Genomic DNA, 17,622 nt, shown 5'->3' with positions numbered 1-17,622 from the left:
TGATTGACCGTTTAATCACGTTGGTGTTTGGTTAGTGAAAAAAATCGATACTATATATAGTAGTGCATAGACTGAGTTTTTTTCATGAGTAGATCGTTTCCAAAATTTAACCAAGCTGGCTTCACCCTGTTAGAGGTTGTGATAGCCTTTATGGTGCTGAGTTTTGGGTTATTGGGTGCGGTAGCGCTGCAAGCAAAGGCAAAACAAGCCAGCTTTGATTCTATGCAACGCGCTGCTGCGGTAGCGCTCGCGGGTGATATTATGCAGCGGATACGCTCTAACGATACACCTGACCTCATTGATCACTACGGTGGCACATTTACCAGTGACACGCAACTTACTACAGATTTAACTTGTTTCTCTAGCTTTTGTACTAACTTGGCGATTGCTAATCTTGATAAAGAGCAGTGGAAACAAGCTATCAGAGCAAAAGAAAATACAGGTTCTTTGGATGATACAACCGTATGTATTTCACCGGTTAGAGACGGTGATGGATTCGATGTCACTGTTACGGTAACTTGGGTCGGCAGGCAAGCAATCAAAGCAAATAACACCACCACAGCCATTAATTGCGGCACAAAAGATGACTACCGCAGGCTTGTCTCTATTTCCAGTTTTGTGTTGGTTCGGAGTTAATATGCGTCAACGTGGTTTTACACTAGTTGAGATATTAATATCCCTCTTTATTGGGGCGATTTTACTTGGTGGTGTCGTGGCAACCTATGTCAGTATGCGGGTGACGACTAAGGACACCATGGCAATTGGAGAGCTTCAAGAGATCGGTCGTTTATCTTTAACCTTGTTGCGCAGAGATCTGGAGCAAATTGGATTTTGGGGCACCTTTTATGATCAGGGCTTTAGTCTAGACAATTCGTCGGGGCCAGCCAATCCAAACGATGACTGTTTTGGTGGGCTCAATAACGGGAGCTTTCCAAATGCAGTGCCGACTAACTTTAGGCCTATTTACGCCAATTACACATCATCTGGCAGTGCGCTAAGTTGCATAACTGGTGCGAAAAAAAATACCGAAGTACTACAGCTAAAGTTTTTAGAAGGGGATCAAATCACCGATAACGTGGTAGACCAAAACAAGTACTACTTTATTGCCCAGCAAGAACAAGCCCAGTTTATATCGGGGCCTAATTTTAATGGCCTCCCGAATGTAAACGCCACGTTGTGGCCATACAGTCACCACGTCTATTTTATCGAAGAGCAGCAAATTACGATAGACAATAAAGCGCTTACGGTCCCCGTTTTAAGAAGAAAGCGATTAACCGTTAATGGTGATATGACAACCGAAACGGTCATTGAGGGCGTGGAAGATATTCGCTACTTGTTTGGTATTGATATCGACGGCGATAGCAGAGTAGACAGTTACCGCAGTGTTGTGGATATGACGGCAAGTGACTGGGAGCGTTCCGAAGGTGTATTGACGGTTCAAGTCATTGTCTTGGTTAGATCTCTAGAGCCAGATCCTGGTATTACACTAAAAAACCAAACTTATACGTTGGGCAGCGATTCGGATAAAGTGGTCCATACCTTTACTGATAATTATCGACGTACGGTGTTTTCGACCACGGTGCAACTATATAACATGGGGTCATCAGCATGGTAAATAAACGCAATCAGCAGGGCATGGTGCTCATTGTATCTATGGTACTGATCGTCGCGGTAACGAGTGTTGCTGTCACCTTAATGAGCAGCAGCACCATCGATATAAAAATAACCAATGCAGCGCAGGAGCGAGAAACTGCAGAAGCTTACTTAATGGGTGAAGTACAACGCTTAGTAAAAGAGCAGAAGCAACTTTTTGGTGCCAGTAAGTTTCATTTAAAAAATGGCCAAATTGATGAGAATGATGACGGTGTTCATAAATTTGATAGAAAGGACGTAAACAGCAAGATTGACTTTGAGCTAAGAAACTTAAATAGAGGGCAACTTGAGGTTCCTTGTCCGCGAATTTACAGTTACACCGAGGGTGTCGTATGTAACATGACTGAGCTGAAAAGTTCAGTGGAGTATGGTGATCAAGGTAGGCATAAAGTCACGGTTATTATCGGCATAGGGCAAGAAATTCAAGATGTGAAGGCGAACCAATAATGTTGAGACGATTACTTACTTTCATTTGTCTGACTTTCTTAACCGCCGCGCATGCTGAAGACATCGAGCTATATGTAAAGCATGATGTCGGTGGTAACGAAAAGTCGCGTGTTATCTTGATCTTCGATACCTCAGGCAGCATGGCTTGGGATGTGAATGACGGGAAGCGTTGCTACGAGTACAGAAACTTCAGAATACGATCGGTAGATTGCTTTGATACATCGAAGACAAATAAGACCTGTTATAAGTACAGAAACGGTCGATATCGCCCATCAAACTGTGGAGATAGTCGATTAAAAGTTGCCAAAGAAGCGATGGTGTCTTTGGTGAATGACAACAAAGATTTCGATTTTGGATTAATGCGTCTGTATTCTAGCTCAGGCGGCTATGTTTTGAATGGACTCGGTGCTGATCCCAGCGTGGTTGTGAGCAAAATTAATAGCCTTCGTGCAAGTGGTAATACGCCATTATCTGAAACGCTCTGGGAAGCATACTTATACCTAACTGGCAGAGCGATAGACTACGGTTATAATGGAGGCAACAATCGAGACAAGTCGATAGAATCTAACGGCTATTACAAGTCTCCTTTTGCGCCAGTTGTTGGTGAGCCAGAGCGATGTGATACCTCAACAAATATCATTTTGATGACTGACGGGGATCCAACCAGTGATAGTGGTAAAAACAGTGCGATCAGTCAGGAGTATTATAGAACTTTTGGCTCATACCCAAGTTCAGTATCAAACAACTATTTGAACTCGTTGGCTAAATTAATGCGGGGCTCTCACGATACGCAGGTTGATCTTTATCCTACTACAAGTGATAAACAAGATTTTGCGCGCGTGTATACCATTGGCTTTGGTACCGGTATGTCTAATTCGGGTAAAACCCTGTTAGAGCAAACGGGTAAAGTAGATGGCGGGGGCGACTATTTGCATGCAAACACCGCTTCTCAGCTCTCTAATGCATTAAAACTCACTATCTCAAAAATCAGAGAGCAAAGTGATAGCTTTTCTGCTCCCTCAGTGTCAACGAGTAGCTCAGATCTGAGTCGCAGTGGCGATTCAGTGTATTTCACTATGTTTTATCCAGAAACGCACACCCGTTGGACCGGTAATTTGAAAAAGCTGAAGGTCACTGGCGGGATTGTCCATGGTATGGGCAGTACTGCGAATGCGATTAATGACAAAGGGCAAATAGGGAAAAGTGTGACAACCTATTGGTCAGAACCAGGCGGAAAGGATGGCAATGTAGTATTGGAAGGCGGCATCAACTATCAGCTTTCTAATCGTCAAACAAACCGCAAGTTATATTCTGATTTTGGCAAAGGTAAGCTATACAACTACGACTACAACACGGCATTAAATGCGCATCAAGGGTCATTAAGCAATTTGGCTGCTAAGTTTGCAAGTTCTGGCTCAGAAGTACAAAACTTGATTAATTGGTCACGGGGACAAGACGTCGATGATGCGGATGGAGACAACAGCCGTACAGATAGGCGCAAAGACATTTTTGGTGATCCTCTGCATTCAAAACCTGTGAGCATTGACTATGGCAATGGTGATTTGCGCGTTATTGTGGGTACCAATGCCGGCTTTTTACACATGTTCAAAGACCATGGCAATACCGTATCAGAGAGTTGGGCTTTTATACCGAACTCATTGCTCGACATTGTCAAACCATTAAAAAACCGCCAACAGGATACGAAACTATATGGCATGGATGGGCCGATAACAGTCTATTTTTGGGATAAAAATGACAGTGGTGTCGTTGATGATGGAGAAAAAGTCTGGTTGATTGCGGGTATGCGCCGAGGTGGCAATGAGTACTATGCCTTCGATATTACGGTACCCGATCTACCCAAGCTCATGTGGGGAGGGCCGATAAAAGGTGGCAATGGGGCATTTGCAGAGCTTGGTCAAACTTGGTCTAAGCCAATTGTCTCTTTTATTACGGCACAGCCTGATAAACCGGTTTTGATTTTTGGTGCAGGTTATGACACGAATAAAGATAACGTAACCTTTTCTGAAGACAATAAAGGGCGCGGTATTTTTATTGTCGATTTACAAAGTGGCACACCAATTTGGTCCTTAACACCGAGTACAGGGTTTTCTGGCAAACACAGTATTGCCGCAGACGTGAGCGTACTCGATTCTGATTATGATGGTTACGTAGATAGAATTTATGCGGCGGATACCGGAGGAGGAATATGGCGTGTAGATATCCCGAGTGCCAAGCCTGATGATGACGATGCGCCATGGACACACTATATGTTTGCAAACCTCAGTGGTGCACAAGACAATCAAAAGCGGCGTTTCTTTTATCGGCCTATGATTGCACGAACATATTTTAGTAAGGTCACGATTGAGAATGTGAACGGTAAGCTGACTAAGATACGCAGAGATGTACCGTATGAAGGGATTTTAATTGGCAGTGGTAATCGCGCTAAGCCAACCTCGACATTCGTTAAAAACTTTTTGTTTATGCTTCGAGACGAAAGAACAAAAACTCAATCATTTAAGTCTGGGAGTGAACCTGCTCCTATTCGGGCTGGGCAGCTGTTGAATGTGACGAACGACCCATTTAAATCAAGCCTGAGCAGTTATGACAGCTTTACTGATAAAGAAGCTGAATTAGGGTTGGCGAAAGGGTGGCGTATTGCATTGGGTTCTGGTGAAAAGTCGTTATCGGCTGCAACTGCAATCGGTGGACTTGCGTATTTTACTTCGTTTTCGCCGACAACAGTATCAGAAAATCAGTGTGCGATAGGTGAAGGGACAGGTTACTTATATATCGTCCATTTGCATTACGGCATGCAAGTTTTTCAAAAGCGTAGGTATCGTACAACAGCAACGTTACCTGATACGCCCAGAACACATTATGACGTTTACGTTGATCCGAATACCAACAAAAAGTCAGTAAAAGCGAAAATTATCAGCCCTACGGTGATCAAAGAAGATGCGGTAGATGAGATGTTTGGTGGGAACCCTGCGGATGGCATTGAACCGCAACGGCTTGACCCTCCGGGTGTTTATAAAAATGCGGATGGCTCTGCAAATGTACCGGGTGTTACCTCTTTGGAGATAACATATGAAACAAGACAATTGTTTATCTACAAGAAAGAAGATAATGATGAAAAGTAGAGTGCACAAAAGCAAAGGGTTTACCTTAATCGAATTGATGATTGTAGTCGCAATACTTGGTATTTTGGCGACCCTTGCATATCCAAATTATACAGGGTATTTGCAACGAGGCGCGCGCGCTGAAGCTATGACGTTATTGCTTGATGCTGCAAATAAGCAAGAGCAGTATTTCGTAGATAACCGAGAATATGCGAGTGCTTTAGCAGACATCGGTGTACCGAGTACGAGTGGGAATGGATATTTCACACTTTCTGTGGTGGTGGCGAATGGTGGGTATACGCTTACAGCCACAGCAGCAAGCGGCCCTGTGCGGGGCGATACCGTGTGCACTACTTTATCGTTGAATAATCTGGGGATTAAAACCAACACAGGTACTGGCAGTGTCGATGAGTGTTGGGAGCGTTAATCACACAGATGCGTATCCTTTAAGGTTGTCCGCCCTGTTATGCTGAGTGATAGGGCTTTTCCTGATTTAGTGCCGTCATGGTGCACAATACAGTAAACAAACGTACCATTACCTAGGCCCCATATGTTACCAGTATGTTTGAATGTAATTGCCCGCCTAGGATAGGTAAGCTCGTCAACCGCCGGGATTTGATCCATCACTCTCAGTGTGGTATCCGCACCATTAAACTCTTTTAGTTTCCCCCTATCGATAAATAGGGTTAATTCACCATGCCAAAGCTCTCTTGTGCACTTCCCCTCAACTAAAGGGCATAGCGTAATTCTTTCGCCGCTATAAATTGATTTTAATCTGGCGTAACTTAGGTGTCGGTCAAGTGAGGTGAGTGCTCGTTGTGGTCTGTTTAGCATGAGTAACTCAGAGAAGGAAGGAATACTGATAGAAAGTAAAATTGCGCTGATCAAACATACGATGATTAGTTCAAAAAGTGAAAACCCCGTAACTGGCCTAGATAACTTTGTCACTGTCGTGCTCCTTGCTGAAAAACATGTGGCCTAGCTAAGGAAGGATGCAATTCGGCAGCCCCTTACTTACTAGGTATCAATGTGGGCTGATTTGAGGGGAAAGCCTAGTGTCGGCTGTCAGAGGCCAAAATGGGGGTGCGCCAATGAAGGTGGCATCGTTATTTGTATGTGAGTCTAATAGAAGTATAAATGAATGACTTAATATTTACCGATGAGGGTCTCTTTGTGTCAATTCCTCTTCAAAGAGACCAAGTTTATGGCGTTAGTGATTACAAGGTGCAGGCGTCAGTCGTGTTACCCGTATACAACGCGGTGCCTGCTTGGGTAATGCTCAGACTTTGGTTTTGGGCATTGGCGCCTGTTGGGCAATATATAAAATTACCATTTTGACCGTTTCCTAAACGACCGCTTGAATCAAACTTCAAAGACGCGACTGGGTAATCAAGAGAGTCATTGTTGCTGACTCTTTCCATTACCCTCAGAAGGTCGTCATTGCTTGGGGAGTATACGCCATTGTTGTCACGATCTAAAAAGATCACGATACGATTACTTTTCCAGTTTGTCGTACATGAAAAGTCTCTATTTTGGATGAGTAAGCTTTCTACCGCGGGGCATAAAATAACAATTTCATCACTTGCTGTTGCCTTGGCTCTGGCAAAAGTCACGCTGCGTTTCAGTTCTAACAAGAAACTTTCTGCACGATTGTCCTGAAAGGTTGAATGAGTAAACGAGTAAGTTAAGCCTGCAAGCACGCCTAAAATAGCGATCGTAATTAACAGTTCAAGTAAGCTCATGCCTCTTTGTTGCTGCATTTTAAGCTCCTGATACTTTTATATGAGATACTTTATATTGCGCTTTTTCAATATTTTATTCAATACCTTTGTTTGCCTTGCTCAGCCCGATTGTCTAAAATCGACCCACTACCAGAGGAAGCATGATAATCATGAAAAAGATTGAAGCAATAATTAAACCGTTTAAGTTAGATGATGTAAGGGAAGCGCTGTCTGATATTGGCATTACAGGTATGACAGTGTGTGAAGTAAAAGGTTTTGGGCGCCAAAAAGGGCATACCGAGTTATATCGTGGTGCAGAGTACATGGTAGATTTTTTGCCCAAGGTAAAGCTAGATATTGTCTTAGCTGAAGAAGATGTCGATAGAGCGATTGACGTTATTTTAAAAACGGCGCAAACAGGCAAAATTGGTGATGGTAAGATTTTCGTGACCGAAGTAGAGCGTGTAGTAAGGATACGTACTGGTGAAGAAGACGAAGAGGCGATTTAATTGCCTTAATGGTCATCGGGCATCAAAGGATGCCCGAGCAATTTTTTATCGTTGATTTACAGCACGAGTTTTTCTAACGTGTTCGCTTAATTCTGTTAAACCGAGCTTGTCATAACTTTTTTCCATCATATCCAGCGCTTCAAGCAAGTAGCTACTTTGAGAATAATGCTCTACCACATATTTCCCACGGTTTGCAGCGGCTAAATAGGCTTCCCTCTCGAAATAGTAAGTTGCGATCTTTAGCTCATAGCGTGCCATTTTGTTTAACAACCAAGCAAGTCGCTTCTTTGCTTCTGGCGTGTAGTTACTGTCTGGGTAATTTCTAACCAGAGTGGATAAATCTTGGAATGCAACGCGCGACTTACTTACATCTCGGTCTGCACGGTCTACACCAAAGTATTCCTGAAAGGCATTTTCATCTGCTTTTATATTGATTAACCCGCGCATGTAATACATGTAGTCTAGGTTCTTGTGATTGGGGTTTAAGCGGATAAAGCGGTCTACTGTTGCTAGAGCTTGATCTGTATTACCAGTTTGATAAAAAGCATAGACTAAGTCCATTTGCACCTGTCTAGAGTATGGACCAAATGGGTAGCGAGCATTAATAGCACCCAACAATTGAATGGCTCTTGCATATAAACCAGAGTCTAATGTCTGTTTAGCATCTTCATAGAGTGCCTGTACCGACTTATTTGGTACTCGTTCTATTTCTTCTTGTTCTGGGGCTGAAGAACATGCGGCTAATCCTAGTATAGATGCGCTTATTAAAAGTGCTGTAGCGCGTTTTCCCAACTTCATTATCATTTTATTTTACTACCTTCGTTGTCTTCGGCTAGGCCAAGTCGGTAAAACCGAGTAAACTATGCATTTATGCGATTCTAACCCAGTCGAGCGAGGCTTGCACTGGTAATTTAGGTAAAGTTACACATGTCAGAGCAAATTTCTCTACAAGCCGAAGTGCCAATCGAGTTAGGCGGTAAACGTCTAGACCAAATATTAGCGCAATTGTTCCCTGATTTTTCACGTTCAAGAATAAAAACTTGGATATTGGATGAAAAAGTAACGGTGAATGGTCAAACATTGAGCACACCCAAAGAAAAACTATTTGGTGGCGAACTCGTAGAGATCGAAACACAAATTGAAGCAGAGCGTGAATATGAAGCGCAAGATATTGCTTTAGATATCGTTTATGAAGATGACGATATTTTAGTTATCAACAAGCCTATGGGGCTGGTTGTACATCCAGGGGCCGGTAATCCAAATGGGACCGTGTTAAACGCGCTGTTGTATCATCACCCTGACATCATCAATGTACCTCGTGCAGGAATTGTTCATCGTCTTGATAAAGACACTACAGGTCTAATGGTCGTAGCGAAAACAATTCAAGCACAAACGCATTTGGTTAAAAACCTGCAAGCGAGAACCAACTTTACCCGTGAGTACGAAGCTATTTGTAACGGAACGATGACGGCGGGTGGCCTCATTGAAAAGCCAATTGGTCGTCATGCTACCAAGCGCACGCACATGGCCGTTCATGAGATGGGCAAACCGGCAATTACACACTATCGTGTTGCGGAAAAGTTTAGAGCGCACACGCGTCTTAGACTTCGTCTAGAAACCGGTCGTACGCACCAAATCCGCGTTCATATGGCTTACTTAAAGCACCCTTTAATTGGTGATCAGCTTTATGGTGGTAGGCCTTGTCCGCCAAAGAATGCTTCTGAGACTTTCCTAGATACGTTACGCGGATTCAAACGACAAGCGCTTCATGCGATTAAACTGAGCATTGCGCACCCTATCACAGGTGAAATGATGACGTGGGAAGCGCCAATACCAGAGGACATGCAAGCTCTGACGGATATATTGCGCAGCGACAGCAAGGAAAATCCACAAATTGAGTACTAACTCACTGTTTCTGCCAAGCTGGCCCATACAAAGCCAAATCGGTGCTGTTAGCAGCACCCGCTTGGGTGGACACTCAAAAGCGCCTTTTGACGCTTTTAATCTCGCTTATCACGTCGGTGATAACTCAGAAGCGGTTACCAAAAATCGCATGATGTTAAACAGCTACTTACCAGATGAGCCAGTTTGGTTGGAGCAAGTACATGGGAGCGATGTGCTTGTGGTCAATCAACATACTGACATGTCAGAGGTCGTTCGCGCAGATGCTCTTTATACCGACTTAAGGTGCAAGCCACTGGCTATAATGACGGCAGACTGCTTGCCGATTTTATTGGCGAGTAAACACGCTGATGAAGTCGCAGCATTGCATGGCGGTTGGCGTCCTTTGGCGGCTGGAATTGTTGCTAACACTCTTAAGCACTTTAAAACCACGCCATCGGATATTGTGGCTTGGTTTGGGCCTGCAATTGGGCCAAAAGAATTTGAAGTCGGCGTGCAGGTATACACCGCATTTGTTACGCAGAATCCGGCGTTTTCTCAAGCATTTGTCTCGACATCAAAAGATAAGTTTTTGGCTAACATCTTTTTACTCGCAAAGTTGCAATTAAATTTGCTGGGTGTGACGGAAATATACAGTGACAATGTCTGTACGGTCACGCAGCATGAACGGTTTTTCTCTTATCGTCGTGATGGGCAATGTGGACGAATGGCCACTGTGATCTGGCGCAAATAAATTAAATCTACTACTTGATCCTGCCTCTGTGAGGACCCATTTTAATAAGTAGTTTAGATTACTTAGGTGTGAAAACACATGCGGTTAGACAGATTTACCAGCAAATTTCAAAGTGCATTATCAGATGCGCAATCTTTGGCTCTGGGAAGAGACCATCAGTTTATCGAACCTGTACATTTAATGTATGCCTTACTGCAACAAACTGGTTCGAGCGTGAGGGCGCTTTTTGCCCAAGCAGGAGTCAGTGCTGATGAGTTAAACACCAAACTGTCGCAAGCCATTGAGAGGCTGTTTAAAGTTGAAGGTGTGGGCGGTGATGTTCAGCTATCTAATAATCTGATCTCACTCATTAACTTGTGTGATAAATATGCACAAAAGCGCAAAGATAAATATATCTCCAGTGAACTATTTGTGTTTGCTTCATGTGAAGATAAAGGGGAGTTAGGTGATATATTTCGCGCGTTGAATATCACACAGGATAAAATTGAAAAAGCCATTAAGGCGATTCGTGGTGGCCAGAAAGTGGATGATCCCAATGCGGAAGAAACGCGCCAAGCCCTCGAAAAATATACCATTGATCTTACAGAGCGTGCAGAGCAGGGAAAGTTGGACCCGGTCATAGGGCGAGACGATGAGATCCGACGCACGATACAAGTCTTACAAAGAAGAACAAAAAACAATCCAGTATTAATTGGCGAGCCGGGTGTGGGTAAAACAGCCATTGTAGAAGGACTGGCACAGCGTATTATCAATGGAGAAGTCCCTGAAGGATTAAAGCATAAACGTGTATTGTCTCTGGATTTAGGTGCATTGGTTGCTGGGGCCAAGTATCGCGGTGAATTCGAAGAGCGGCTTAAGTCTGTACTGAATGAACTGGCCAAAGAAGAAGGCAGCGTCATTTTATTTATTGATGAAATTCACACGATGGTAGGGGCGGGTAAAACGGATGGTGCAATGGACGCGGGCAACATGTTGAAGCCTGCGCTTGCACGGGGCGAATTACATTGTGTTGGCGCCACGACCCTCGATGAATACCGTCAGTACATCGAAAAAGATGCTGCACTTGAAAGACGTTTTCAAAAGGTGTTTGTGTCTGAGCCAACTGTTGAAGACACGATAGCGATACTACGTGGACTCAAAGAGCGTTACGAATTACACCATTCTGTAGATATTACGGATCCAGCTATTGTCGCAGCCGCTAATTTGTCTCATCGTTATATCAGCGATAGGCAATTGCCAGACAAGGCAATCGACCTAATTGATGAAGCTGGCTCTTCAATCCGCCTACAAATAGATTCTAAACCTGAGCAGCTAGATAAATTAGAACGGCGGATCATTCAGTTAAAACTAGAAGACAATGCTTTAGCAAAAGAGAAGGATGATGCGAGCCAACAACGCCGTAAAGAAATGCAATCGTTGATTGTTCAGCTTGAAGGTGAATACAAAGAGCTGGACGAGGTTTGGAACGCTGAAAAAGCCTCATTGCAAGGTACTCAAGTCATCAAAGCTGAGTTGGAACAAGCGCGCTTAGACCTTGAGGTGGCAAGACGGGCGAGTGATTTACAACGCATGTCAGAATTGCAATACGGTCGTATTCCGGCGTTAGAGAGAAAACTTGATCTTGCATCACAAGCTGAAATGCAAGAAATGAGCTTACTAAAAAATCAAGTGTCTGAGGATGAAATTGCAGAGATTTTATCGCGCTGGACGGGGATCCCGGTGACTAAGATGTTACAGGGCGAGCGAGAAAAATTGCTGAATATGGAAGGAGAGTTGCATCATAAAGTCATTGGACAAGATGAGGCAGTCAATGCCGTGGCAAATGCAATACGTCGCTCTAGGGCTGGATTGGCGGATCCAAATCGTCCCATTGGCTCGTTTTTGTTTTTAGGTCCAACTGGGGTGGGTAAAACCGAACTGACAAAAGCGCTGGCAAGCTTTATGTTTGACACGGAAGATGCGATGGTGCGTATTGACATGTCAGAATTTATGGAAAAGCACTCTGTTGCTCGACTGGTGGGCGCCCCCCCTGGCTATGTCGGATATGAAGAAGGTGGCTATTTAACGGAGGCTGTTAGACGCAGACCTTACTCCGTGGTGTTACTGGATGAAGTTGAAAAAGCGCACCCTGATGTGTTTAACATCCTATTACAAGTACTGGATGATGGCAGGTTAACGGATGGCCAAGGGCGCACCGTGGACTTCAAGAATACCGTGATCATCATGACGTCAAATCTGGGCTCAGACGTCATTCAGGAGCAAGCTGGCAATAATGATTATGTGGCTTTAAAAGCCAAGCTGATGGAAGTGCTCACAACCCAATTTAGGCCAGAGTTTATCAATCGCATAGATGAAACAGTGGTATTTCATCCGTTAGTGACCGAGCATATCAAGCAAATTGCGAGTATTCAGTTGGATAAACTGGCATCTCGTTTGAGAGACAATGGCTTTAGCTTTGAGGTGAGTAACGAGGCATTGGACAAAATAGCGCAAAGCGGGTTTGACCCCGTATTTGGTGCAAGGCCATTGAAGCGGGCAATCCAACAGTATATTGAAAATCCATTGGCGCAAAATCTATTGCAAGGTGATTTTGTCGGCGCTGATAAAATCACCGTTTCGGTCAAAGACGATGCAATTTATTTTGAAGCACTTTAGCTGTTTCAGTCGAACCCCCTAAACGATTGGCTATGTTTGTTTTATAAACAGTCGTTTAGTTTTAATTGTTAATCTTATGAATCCCCCCAAGAACGCGATGAAGTTATTGGGGGGATGTCGTTTTGTATGGTAGATTTAGTGGCTATTTAGTCTATTTTGATGGCGTTTCATGAATAATCAATATAAGCAAGTCGGCATAACAGAATTTGGTTCAGCAGACCAACTTATTGCTAGGCTGATGACTCAGCCAGCACTCGAAGCGCAGCAGGTATGGGTGCGTGTACTTGCCTCTTCAATCAACCCGATTGATATTAAGACACGCAGTGGATTGGGGTATGTAGCGCAAGCAAAGCAGGCGAGCGCGTTTTTACCGCTAGGTTATGATGTGCTGGGTATCATTGAAAGAGTTGGCGGTGAGGTCTCGGACCTGAAAGTGGGCGATACCGTGTTGGGTATGGTTGGCTTTGCAGCCAATCCAGGGTGTTATGCTTCTCATGTTGCTGCAAGTGCTGAAGAATTAATTGTTGTTGATGAGAAAGTTTCTTCAGATATCGCAGGTCTTTGTTTAGCGGGACTAACTGCGGTACAAGCATTGGCAAAGTTTTCGCCCAATCAAGGTACTTTATTTGTTAATGCGCCTACTGGTGGTGTCGGGCACTTAGCGATACAAATAGCGAAAACATCGGGGTTTGATGTAGTGGCCGTGACGACAAGGTGTGAGCTGGTCGATGGTCTTGAACTTGGTATCGCGTCTTTAAGCTATGATGAATTTTTCGCAGAAAAAAGACATGGTCAGCTGTTAGATTTAGTGGGGGGAGAAGTCGCTAAAAACTTGCTGAACAATTTACAAACGGGCGCACGTCTTGTTACCGTTCCAACCGTGACGAAAGATGATGTGATAGGGTATGCTCAAACAATTGGCATACAAGGCGAAGGTGTGCTGGTTGAAACAAACAAAAAACAGCTTGAAGCTCTGTATCAAGCGGTGCAGGCCGGCCAATTGAAAGTGATTGTGAGTAAAGAATATCCATTAGAAGAAATAAGCGACGCACACGCGTTTGTTGAGCAAGGCCATCATTTTGGTAAAGTTATAATTGTGGCTTGAGTATTTATATTTTGCCCCCATTGAGGATGGCATAACTTAAGCTTGATCCGAGCCTCGAGGTATTTTTTTGAAACAAACTAATTTTGCAAGCAAGCTAGAAAAGCTTGCCACACCAACGCTTGTCGCCTCTTTATCCGGCATTCAGCGAGGTATAGAACGAGAAGCATTGCGGATCCAGCCATCTGGTAAGATAGCCAAAACACCGCATCCAGAAGGTGTAGGTCACCCTTTAACACATAGCGCGATCACCACAGATTTTTCTGAGTCTTTACTTGAGTTTATAACGCCTGTAAGTACATCAGCCGAGCAAACACTGTCACAGTTAAGAGATTTACAAAAACATACGCTTGCACACATGGGCAACGAAATGTTGTGGCCGATGAGTATGCCTTGCTTTATCGAAAATCAAGAAGATATTGTTTTAGCGCAGTTTGGTAACTCGAATATCGGTAAAATGAAAACGTTGTACAGAGAAGGGCTAAAAAACCGGTATGGCAGTATGATGCAAGCTATTGCGGGCGTCCACTTTAATACCTCATTTCCAGAGTCGTTTTGGCTGTCACTGAAAGAAAGTGAACAAGATGACAGCGAATTACAAGATTTCATATCGAATAAATATTTAGGGCTAATCCGTAACTTTAAGCGAGAGCTTTGGCTAATTAGTTATTTATTTGGTGCATCGCCTGCGTTATGTAGCTCTTTTCTACAAGGCAAACAAAGTAACCTACCTTTTGAAAAGCAGGGTAAGGGCACTTTATTTTTACCCCATGGTACTGCATTAAGGCTAGGCGATTTAGGTTATACCAACAGCGAGCAATCATCTTTAAAAGTCATGTATAACAGCTTGTCTGAATATGTGGCTGGGTTACAAAGCGCGATTCGCAGCCGTTCTGATCTCTATGAAGGTATTGCAGACTTCCATTCGGCAGAACCCAAGCAGCTGAATAAGAATATTCTTCAAATAGAAAACGAGTTCTATTCTCCGATCAGGCCAAAGCGCAATGCATTGAAACACGAAACACCGACTCAGGCTTTATCTCGAGGTGGTATCGAGTACATCGAGATCCGAGCACTCGATGTAAACCCGTTTGTTGATACTGGGATCAGTATCGAGCAAATTAGGTTCTTAGACGTATTTTTGACCTATTGTTTGCTTAAAGATGCACCACAAATGAGTTGGAAAGAACAGCAAGAGTCAGACAAGAATTTACAGCATGTCATTAGTACAGGCCGTGATACCAGCACGGTATTGCAACGAGGTGAAGAGCAGATCACGATTGCTCAGTGGGGTAATGAGATATTCTCAGAGCTTGTGAGTATTGCACAACTATTTGATTCAGCACACGGAAGCAAACTGTACTCAGAAACTGTGAACAAGCTTGCAAACTGGATTGCGTGTCCGGATGAGACGTTCTCAGGTCAATTGGTCTCAAGACTTCGTGAGACAGGTGGCGATTCTTCAGAGCAAGCACTAAGTATGGCGCAAGAGTATAAAGAAGCGCACTTACGCGGCGATTATCAATACTACAGTGAAGCGAGCTTAAACAAGCAGGCAGTGCAATCATTCGAAGATGAAAAAGCGGTTTTGGCAGGTGACACTTTGTCATTCAACGCGTTTTTACAAGACTATTTCGACAAGGCATAAAAAAACGCAGCCAAGTTGGCTGCGTCAAAAATATCAGGGATGAAACAATGCTAAACTGCTGCATTCAAGTAATATGACCTTAGCAATTTAGAAAAGTTCAGGTGAGTTTGAAAAAAATGCAAAAAAAAATAATTTTTTTACCGCTACTGCTAGTTTTGGCCGGTTGCGCCACTGCTCCACCTAAGCAACCTAATGATATTTGTAAGATTTTTGAAGAAAAAGAAGATTGGTATTACGACGCTCGGGACGCACAAGAAAAGTGGGGGGCACCAAAACATGTGTTGATGAGCATGATGTATCAAGAAAGCTCATTTAGGCATGATGCCGCACCGCCGATGGAGTATTTTCTTGGGTTCATACCCATCGGTCGAGCAAGTTCTGCGTATGGCTACTCTCAAGCAAAAACAATGACTTGGAGTGATTATATTCGCGAAACAGGTAATTCTGGCGCAGATAGAGACGACTTTGAAGATGCGATAGACTTTATGGGGTGGTTTGTTTACAAAACGCATAAAGTAAATGGCGTATCTAAGTGGAATGCGTATGCGCAATACCTAAACTATCATGAAGGCTGGGGTGGGTATCGCAGAGGTACTTACAAGAAGAAAAAATGGCTTATGCAAGTGGCGAATAAAGTTAAACATCGTGCTTCACGTTATGGTGCACAGCTAAAACGATGTGAAGACGATTTAAACAAAAGTTGGTTTGAACGGTTGTTCTCATAAAGTAGGAATGTTTGGGTCGCGGTTGCGACCCAATATATAGACATAAGGTTGAGGTTAATCAGCTTGCACTGCGCTTATCTAAGAAGCTGACTTTGTGGGTTGCAATGGAAAAATTTTAACCATCTTTATCATGTTTTCCTTTACCTCCAAAACTTCCATTGGGTAATTCGCAATTTTTAAACTTAGCTGATTTTCAGGAATATCCTCAAGATACTCAATAATCAGTCCACTGAGCGTTTTTGGACCTTCAGTTGGAAGTTCCCAGCCCATCTCTTTGTTGAGATCCCGAATATTTGCGCCACCATCAACCAATACAGAGCCGTCACTTTGTACTTTAACTTCGTCACTGGGAGTTGGGGTTTGAGTCGTTGTGAAGTCGCCGACAACTTCTTCTAAGATATCTTCCAGCGTAACCAACCCTTGAATGTCACCATATTCGTCTACAACTAAACCAATTCTTTCTTTATTCTGTTGGAACTTTAACAATTGCGTGTTGAGCGAAGTGCCTTCAGGAATAAAGTAGATTTCACGCACGGCTCGCAACAGAGAGGGCTTATCAAACTGCTCTTTTGTGAGCAATCGCAAAGCGTCACGAGAGTGGATGAAACCAACGGCATCATCTATTTGGTCACGATACAATAACACCCGTGTATGTTGGGCATTGGTTAGCCTGCGCGTAATATCTTTCCAATCATCATTTATATCAATAGCATTGATCTCACTGCGTGGGATCATAATGTCTTCCACAGTAACTTGCTCTAGATCTAATATTGAAGTCAACATGTTGCTATGATTGGTAGGCAGCATTGCACTGGACTCATTGACGACGGTTTTCAGTTCTTCTTTACTGAGGCTATGTTCTTCAATTTGCTCTGGCGATACACCAAATAACTTCAGCATGCCGTTGGTTATCCAGTTAACCGTCACGACGACAGGGAACAAGACTTTAAGCAATACTTTTAAGATAACAGAGCTTGGGAAAGCGACTTTTTCAGGATAAAGCGCGGCCAGCGTTTTCGGTGTGACCTCTGCAAAAATTAGGATAACGAGCGTCAATGCAAAAGTTGCTACGACAATACCCGCATCACCCAGTAAGCGCATACCGATCACGGTTGCAACTGCGGACGCGGCAATATTGACGAGGTTATTGCCGATAAGGATAAGCCCGATCAGTCGATCGGGTCTTTTCAGTAGCTTGTCTACACGCTTAGCTGATTTATTATTCTCTTTCACTAAGTGTCTAAGGCGATAGCGGTTAATCGACATGATGCCAGTTTCAGAACTGGAGAAGTAACCAGAAATCAGTATCAATACGCCAAGTATAATAAACAAGGCGCTAGTAGATATGTCGTCCAACAGAGGATCCTTTATTTGCTTTCGAAAGGCTATTAAGCGTCAGCATAGAATC

The 17,622-nt window shown here is 43.6% G+C and carries 16 protein-coding genes; 12 read left to right on the top strand and 4 right to left on the bottom strand.

Translation table 11 applies throughout. The features are described 5' to 3' along the window. Positions 1-84 precede the first annotated feature (84 nt). The 5 genes from pilV to L1286_RS02530 are packed head-to-tail and all read left to right on the top strand — an operon-like array spanning position 85 to position 5,646. Positions 85-636, top strand: coding sequence for a type IV pilus modification protein PilV (pilV, locus tag L1286_RS02550; protein WP_235405352.1), 552 nt, complete (start codon positions 85-87; stop codon positions 634-636). A gap of 1 nt (position 637) precedes the next feature. Then, positions 638-1,615 (top strand): PilW family protein, encoded by a 978-nt coding sequence (locus L1286_RS02545; RefSeq protein WP_235405351.1) that lies wholly within the window; start codon positions 638-640, stop codon positions 1,613-1,615. Next, positions 1,609-2,100 (top strand): pilus assembly PilX family protein, encoded by a 492-nt coding sequence (locus tag L1286_RS02540; protein ID WP_235405350.1) that lies wholly within the window; start codon positions 1,609-1,611, stop codon positions 2,098-2,100. The genes L1286_RS02545 and L1286_RS02540 overlap by 7 nt, the downstream gene beginning before the upstream one ends. After that, positions 2,100-5,240 (top strand): pilus assembly protein, encoded by a 3,141-nt coding sequence (locus L1286_RS02535; protein ID WP_235405349.1) that lies wholly within the window; start codon positions 2,100-2,102, stop codon positions 5,238-5,240. Before L1286_RS02540 ends, L1286_RS02535 begins: the two co-directional genes overlap by 1 nt. Then, on the top strand, positions 5,230-5,646 hold the full coding sequence (locus tag L1286_RS02530; RefSeq protein ID WP_442961663.1) for a type IV pilin protein: 417 nt from the start codon (positions 5,230-5,232) through the stop codon (positions 5,644-5,646). Before L1286_RS02535 ends, L1286_RS02530 begins: the two co-directional genes overlap by 11 nt. Here the strand turns inward: L1286_RS02530 and L1286_RS02525 are convergent. After that, the gene (locus tag L1286_RS02525) at positions 5,643-6,167 is read right to left on the bottom strand and encodes a GspH/FimT family pseudopilin (RefSeq protein WP_235405348.1); all 525 of its coding nucleotides are present in this window, start codon (positions 6,165-6,167) and stop codon (positions 5,643-5,645) included. The genes L1286_RS02530 and L1286_RS02525 overlap by 4 nt on opposite strands. A 269-nt stretch (positions 6,168-6,436) precedes the next feature. Beyond that, positions 6,437-6,979: a pilus assembly FimT family protein gene (locus L1286_RS02520; protein WP_235405347.1), complete on the bottom strand. Its 543-nt coding sequence runs from the start codon at positions 6,977-6,979 to the stop codon at positions 6,437-6,439. 131 nt (positions 6,980-7,110) lie between these two features. Here L1286_RS02520 and glnB point away from each other — a divergent pair, with 131 nt between their 5' ends. Next, complete coding sequence (glnB, locus tag L1286_RS02515; RefSeq protein WP_010382451.1) at positions 7,111-7,449, top strand: nitrogen regulatory protein P-II; 339 nt, start codon at positions 7,111-7,113, stop codon at positions 7,447-7,449. Positions 7,450-7,494: 45 nt separating this feature from the next. Here the strand turns inward: glnB and L1286_RS02510 are convergent, their stop codons facing one another. Next, a complete protein-coding gene (locus tag L1286_RS02510) occupies positions 7,495-8,253 on the bottom strand; it encodes an outer membrane protein assembly factor BamD (RefSeq protein ID WP_235405346.1) in 759 nt (252 codons plus the stop codon). A gap of 123 nt (positions 8,254-8,376) precedes the next feature. On the opposite strand from L1286_RS02510, the gene rluD reads away from it, so the two are divergent. The 6 genes from rluD (at position 8,377) to L1286_RS02480 (ending at position 16,214) form a co-directional block, all read left to right on the top strand. Then, positions 8,377-9,354: a 23S rRNA pseudouridine(1911/1915/1917) synthase RluD gene (gene rluD, locus L1286_RS02505; protein WP_235405345.1), complete on the top strand. Its 978-nt coding sequence runs from the start codon at positions 8,377-8,379 to the stop codon at positions 9,352-9,354. Continuing rightward, complete coding sequence (pgeF, locus tag L1286_RS02500) at positions 9,344-10,084, top strand: peptidoglycan editing factor PgeF (protein ID WP_442961658.1); 741 nt, start codon at positions 9,344-9,346, stop codon at positions 10,082-10,084. Before rluD ends, pgeF begins: the two co-directional genes overlap by 11 nt. A 78-nt stretch (positions 10,085-10,162) precedes the next feature. Further along, positions 10,163-12,739 carry an ATP-dependent chaperone ClpB gene (gene clpB / locus L1286_RS02495; RefSeq protein ID WP_235405344.1) on the top strand — a complete coding sequence of 859 codons (2,577 nt, stop codon included), beginning with the start codon at positions 10,163-10,165 and terminating at the stop codon, positions 12,737-12,739. A gap of 169 nt (positions 12,740-12,908) precedes the next feature. Beyond that, positions 12,909-13,844 carry an NADP-dependent oxidoreductase gene (locus L1286_RS02490; RefSeq protein ID WP_235405343.1) on the top strand — a complete coding sequence of 312 codons (936 nt, stop codon included), beginning with the start codon at positions 12,909-12,911 and terminating at the stop codon, positions 13,842-13,844. A 67-nt stretch (positions 13,845-13,911) separates the two neighbouring features. After that, complete coding sequence (gshA, locus tag L1286_RS02485; protein WP_235405342.1) at positions 13,912-15,489, top strand: glutamate--cysteine ligase; 1,578 nt, start codon at positions 13,912-13,914, stop codon at positions 15,487-15,489. 116 nt (positions 15,490-15,605) lie between these two features. Next, the gene (locus L1286_RS02480; RefSeq protein ID WP_235405341.1) at positions 15,606-16,214 is read left to right on the top strand and encodes a transglycosylase SLT domain-containing protein; all 609 of its coding nucleotides are present in this window, start codon (positions 15,606-15,608) and stop codon (positions 16,212-16,214) included. A gap of 78 nt (positions 16,215-16,292) precedes the next feature. On the opposite strand, the gene L1286_RS02475 is transcribed toward L1286_RS02480, so the two are convergent. Next, a complete protein-coding gene (locus L1286_RS02475) occupies positions 16,293-17,570 on the bottom strand; it encodes an HlyC/CorC family transporter (RefSeq protein ID WP_235405340.1) in 1,278 nt (425 codons plus the stop codon). Positions 17,571-17,622 lie beyond the last annotated feature (52 nt).

The organism is Pseudoalteromonas sp. SMS1, assembly GCF_021530565.1.
In the GTDB taxonomy this organism is placed as follows: Bacteria; Pseudomonadota; Gammaproteobacteria; order Enterobacterales; family Alteromonadaceae; genus Pseudoalteromonas.
The sequence above is the reverse complement of the archived record's forward strand: the minus strand, read 5'-3'. Positions and strand labels throughout refer to the sequence as shown.

Coding starts and splice junctions, on each gene's coding strand:
- pilV (WP_235405352.1), top strand. CDS start 85: ATGAGTAGATCGTTTCCAAAATTTAACCAAGCTGGCTTCACCCTGTTA.
- L1286_RS02545 (WP_235405351.1), top strand. CDS start 638: ATGCGTCAACGTGGTTTTACACTAGTTGAGATATTAATATCCCTCTTT.
- L1286_RS02540 (WP_235405350.1), top strand. CDS start 1,609: ATGGTAAATAAACGCAATCAGCAGGGCATGGTGCTCATTGTATCTATG.
- L1286_RS02535 (WP_235405349.1), top strand. CDS start 2,100: ATGTTGAGACGATTACTTACTTTCATTTGTCTGACTTTCTTAACCGCC.
- L1286_RS02530 (WP_442961663.1), top strand. CDS start 5,230: ATGAAAAGTAGAGTGCACAAAAGCAAAGGGTTTACCTTAATCGAATTG.
- L1286_RS02520 (WP_235405347.1), bottom strand. CDS start 6,979: ATGCAGCAACAAAGAGGCATGAGCTTACTTGAACTGTTAATTACGATC.
- glnB (WP_010382451.1), top strand. CDS start 7,111: ATGAAAAAGATTGAAGCAATAATTAAACCGTTTAAGTTAGATGATGTA.
- L1286_RS02510 (WP_235405346.1), bottom strand. CDS start 8,253: ATGATAATGAAGTTGGGAAAACGCGCTACAGCACTTTTAATAAGCGCA.
- rluD (WP_235405345.1), top strand. CDS start 8,377: ATGTCAGAGCAAATTTCTCTACAAGCCGAAGTGCCAATCGAGTTAGGC.
- clpB (WP_235405344.1), top strand. CDS start 10,163: ATGCGGTTAGACAGATTTACCAGCAAATTTCAAAGTGCATTATCAGAT.
- L1286_RS02490 (WP_235405343.1), top strand. CDS start 12,909: ATGAATAATCAATATAAGCAAGTCGGCATAACAGAATTTGGTTCAGCA.
- L1286_RS02480 (WP_235405341.1), top strand. CDS start 15,606: ATGCAAAAAAAAATAATTTTTTTACCGCTACTGCTAGTTTTGGCCGGT.